The sequence below is a fragment of the Armatimonas sp. genome (genome assembly GCF_043760365.1).
GTDB lineage: Bacteria > Armatimonadota > Armatimonadia > Armatimonadales > Armatimonadaceae > Armatimonas.
Genome location: NZ_JAYUPA010000682.1, coordinates 1 through 3,857 on the forward strand (window position 1 = coordinate 1; position 3,857 = coordinate 3,857).

Annotated in this window: 6 protein-coding genes; 4 read left to right on the forward strand and 2 right to left on the reverse strand. The window is 61.4% G+C overall.

The features are described 5' to 3' along the window. From ACH2EH_RS15880 to ACH2EH_RS15895, 4 genes are all read left to right on the forward strand, one after another. Positions 1-477, forward strand: a 477-nt coding sequence (locus ACH2EH_RS15880) for a hypothetical protein (RefSeq protein WP_395143065.1), incomplete at its 5' end; no start/stop codon positions are given. Positions 478-495: 18 nt separating this feature from the next. After that, on the forward strand, positions 496-1,125 hold the full coding sequence (locus ACH2EH_RS15885) for a hypothetical protein (RefSeq protein WP_395143066.1): 630 nt from the start codon (positions 496-498) through the stop codon (positions 1,123-1,125). Positions 1,126-1,619: 494 nt separating this feature from the next. Further along, positions 1,620-1,853, forward strand: coding sequence for a hypothetical protein (locus tag ACH2EH_RS15890; RefSeq protein WP_395143068.1), 234 nt, complete (start codon positions 1,620-1,622; stop codon positions 1,851-1,853). 197 nt (positions 1,854-2,050) lie between these two features. Beyond that, the gene (locus tag ACH2EH_RS15895) at positions 2,051-3,025 is read left to right on the forward strand and encodes an alpha/beta fold hydrolase (RefSeq protein WP_395143070.1); all 975 of its coding nucleotides are present in this window, start codon (positions 2,051-2,053) and stop codon (positions 3,023-3,025) included. Here the strand turns inward: ACH2EH_RS15895 and ACH2EH_RS15900 are convergent, their stop codons facing one another. Together ACH2EH_RS15900 and ACH2EH_RS15905 are read right to left on the reverse strand one after the other, a co-directional pair. Next, positions 3,026-3,181: a hypothetical protein gene (locus ACH2EH_RS15900; RefSeq protein ID WP_395143072.1), complete on the reverse strand. Its 156-nt coding sequence runs from the start codon at positions 3,179-3,181 to the stop codon at positions 3,026-3,028. It lies immediately after the preceding gene. 86 nt (positions 3,182-3,267) lie between these two features. Next, positions 3,268-3,857, reverse strand: a 590-nt coding sequence (locus ACH2EH_RS15905; RefSeq protein WP_395143073.1) for an AAA family ATPase, incomplete at its 5' end; no start/stop codon positions are given.

The following is a 3,857-nucleotide window of genomic DNA, read 5'->3' on the forward strand; positions in this document are numbered from 1 at the left end:
GAAGTAATCGTGCCCACGGACTGTCCACCCGAGTCGTTCGAGCTCACGCTTGTGCATCCCAAAGACAGTCCAACCCTCAAGCTGCCCGTTCTGCCTGCCGCCCTGCAGGAAGTGACTGCCAAGAAGCCACTCAGCCGCTTTGACCAGGCGATGCCACTCGCTCTCGTCCCCTCTCTCGCCGTGCAGACCAACCTAGACAATGACCAGCCGCACCTCTATCAGCTGGCCTTAAAGCGCGGTGACAAACTCGAAGTGACCGTCACCGGGGCACGCTCACCGCTCTCGGACCTCGACCCCTTGCTCCGAGTGCGCGACTCCCGCCGCCTGATGCTGACGATGGCAGCGGGCCGCCTGCGCCAAGACCGCCGCCTGAGCTTTACCGCCCCCCATGATGGCGTCTACTACCTTGAAATCAGCGATGCGCAGCAGCGTGGCGGCCCGAAGATGCTCTACCGGCTCGTCGTGCGGCGGCTCTAGCCGGTACAATTTGGGTATATGCTCCAGATGCAGGCCCTCTCCGCACTCACTCTGGCCCAGCGCTATGCCCACCTGCACCGTGCCCCCTTCCGGGGCAAGCGGCTCCTGACGGGGAGCCTGCTGGCAACCTCCGTCCTGCTTCTTATTGTCGCTCTCCCGACGCTCATGGGAACGCTCCACCCTGCCTCCACTTTTCTCCTCACTTTCGTCCTACTGTTCTGGCTGCCCCTCCTCCTCACCCGCAGCCACACGAACCGGCGTGAGGAGGAGGAGATTTACGCCCAGCTCCTGGCAGTCATCAAGGACGACACCCTCCCTCTGTCTCTGGCCGAGCGGGTTCTGCTGCTGAGCGTTCTACCCGCCTCCACCCCGCCGCCCCTCCCCGCGCTTGCCCAGGCCCGCCTCGCGCAAAAACTCTCCTACGCCAGCTCCCGTGACGTCGCGGCGCTGCCCTGTGCTCCGCTCCATGCGTGGCTAGAAAACCCCGAAACGCCAGATTACCTCAAAATAGCGCTACTGCTGGCCCTGGGAACCGCCGCGGACCAAGCGATCCGCCCCCTCGCTCAAGCCGTAGCCTCCACCGCTCCCACCGAGCGCCTCCGAGAAGCCGCCCTGGAGTGCCTGAAATCCCTGGAGCAAGCGCGGTGATGCAGCAACAGCAAAAGCGGTTCCCACAGACTGAAGATTGGCAAACCCACCTCGCCGAGCGCATGGCAAGCAAAGAGTGGAAGAGCAGTGACCCTGTACTGGTTGAGCTGGGATCAGAAAGAGCAGCACATTTTTTATGGGAACAAGTCGAGCGAGACCGTAAGTCCATCCAGCTCTATCGGATACTGCAAACACTAGTTTGAAGTACCGCCACTGCCATAGCCTGCTATTCCCTTTTTTCGCCTGCTATCTCACGCATGGAGAACCGAGTTATCATCCTATTGATTATGATAACCGTGCCTAACAAGCTCCTCCTACCAAGGTTTGTTAAAATGGCTCACCAACGCGCTCCACGTATTCGTGGCGAACTACTAAGCACTCTTCATCTATGTCATGACCCTTGTCTTTTAGAACGTCTCCTTAAAGAGCGGCAATTCACAAAGGGGCCGCTACGACAAGCTATTGATGATTCGATTGCTCGGATGCTAACCCACATGGGTGGGGATGACGTCTTTGCGTTGCCCTTTGAACTACGAGCAGAGTTAGCACTGCTTACCGAGCAACGCGAGACGCCGCAGAACCTCGCCATTGTCATCTTGCTGGCGCTGACGTCGGCGCGGGACGGAAATATTCAGCCGGTGCTACGGCGGATGAGCAAGGACGCTCGTTCGTTACGTCTGCGCGAGGTGGCGGCGGAGTGCCTGCGGGAGTTTTCGACAGGCTCGTGACGCGTGACCGCCCAATGAAATTGGGCGTCATCAGTGGCACTGCGTGCCGCAAAGCCCGTGCCGGGCTGGCCTCCCCCTAACCCCCTCCGGCTTCGCGAAGGGGGAACAGAATTTGTAGCCCGGCACGGGCTTTGCGGCGGAACGCCATTGCAGACGCCGATTTCCAATCGGCGGCGGGGGACGGTATTATAGAGGCTATGGCAAAGGCAGCAAGCGAGACGCAAGACAGTAGCAATAAGGCGCTGAAAACGCTCCTATGGACGGGGCTGGCCGTGGGCGCGGTGGCGGCGATCAATGCGGCGATCTTCCACCGGACCCCACCACTCATGTACCGGCAGACAGGCGGGCAGGCCAAGTGGCTCCCGCTCCCCGACGGTGACATTGCCTACGAGGTGGCAGGCGAGGGTAAGCCACTGCTCCTGCTTCATGCCATTGGCGCAGGCTGCTCCGCGTTTGAGTGGCGGCATGTCTTCGGGCCGCTCTCGGAGACGCGCCAGGTGTTTGCGCCGGATTTACTCGGCTTTGGCAAGTCCGACAAGCCCAGGATCACCTACACCGCTGAGACTTATCTAGACCTCATCGCCGACTTTATCGAGCAGGCGATTGGTCAAAAAACCGACATTATCGCCTCGTCGCTCTCCGCCGCGTTTGCGGTCGCGCTGGCGGAGCGCCGCCCGGAGCTGGCGGACAAGCTGATTCTGGTCTGCCCGACAGGCTTACAAGCACTGAGTGCCCCGCTCCAGCCCTCAGGAAAAGTCCTTGCCACCGCGCTTTCTTTGCCGGTGCTGGGTGCAAGCCTCTATAACCTGATCACCAGCCGCCCGGGCCTGCGCCAGTACTTGAAAATGCGCGTCTACGCCACACCGGAGCCCGTCAACGAAGCGCTCGTCACCCACTTCCACCGCGCCGCGCACCAGCCCGGCAGCGACCGGGTGCTCCCGTATTTTCTGGGCGGTTATCTCAACTGCAACATCGTCGAGGCGCTTATCGCGCTCCCCGAAGCCCCGAAGCTCCTCTGGGGTGCCGCCGCCAGCGAGACGCCAATCTCGCAGTCCGAAGCGTTTCTCGACGTGCGCCCCGATGCGCAGCTCGTGGTGCTTAATAACGTCGGCGGCCTGCCCCACGACGAAGCCCCCGAGGCGTTTTTAGAGATCGTCGCGGGGTGGGTGTAGCTACGGGATGCTTGCGAGCAGGGCGTGACCGGTGGGGAGCTTGCTGACGCAGCCTTTGCGGTACTGTTTGATGCGCTCCCAGACGGCATTGGCGGCGACGTGTACCCGCCGTCCCAGCTCCCCCACAAACGCAGTCCCCGCCAGCTCGCTTTGCACTGCCGCACGAAACTGCTTGAGCTTCTCTTGCCCTGGAAGCGCTTGCAGAGCACTCTCCAGCGCGGCTATATCGGTGGATATTGGTGTTAAAGCGTCCGTGTCTCTTGAAGCGATGTGCCGAAGCTCTTGCCTGCACGGCGATCTTCGGCGATCTTGCTGAGCTGAGCGGGGAAGTAGGCTTTGGCACCGCGCAGGAGCTGTTCGTCCTCTGCCGAGAGCACAACTTTCTCACCGTCGAAGAAGCGCATGGCCTCGTCCACGTTGATTGCGCCCAGCTGGAGCAGGGCAAAGTAGCTGAAGAAGTTGGAGCCGATACGCGACGACGGCAGAAGCGCACTCAGCGGCTGCCTTGCGGCGGCGACGAAAACAACCTTGGCTTCGGTGGCGAGGGTGCGCAGGTCGAAGAAGAAGTCCGGGGAGAGAACGGCAAGCTGATCGGCGACGGCATCCGTATCATCAAGACAGACCACTGTCGTGATTCCCTGACGATTCCAGGTTCCCAGAACCTCAGCAAGACGGCTGGTGGTCGGAGGCGCGGCCTCGCTTCGGCCAAACCCTGCCCAGAGTGCTTGCCAGAAAGCCGCCTCCGAGGTGTAGTCCTGCACGGTGAGCCGGGTGATACGAAAGTTTTCGGGGAGGGTCTCCACCACGGCTTGAATCAGAGTCGTCTTGCCGG

What these genes read in the sequence shown, in the direction of transcription:
- ACH2EH_RS15885 (WP_395143066.1), top strand. Translation starts at nt 496, where the DNA reads ATGCTCCAGATGCAGGCCCTCTCCGCACTCACTCTGGCCCAGCGCTAT.
- ACH2EH_RS15890 (WP_395143068.1), top strand. Translation starts at nt 1,620, where the DNA reads ATGGGTGGGGATGACGTCTTTGCGTTGCCCTTTGAACTACGAGCAGAG.
- ACH2EH_RS15895 (WP_395143070.1), top strand. Translation starts at nt 2,051, where the DNA reads ATGGCAAAGGCAGCAAGCGAGACGCAAGACAGTAGCAATAAGGCGCTG.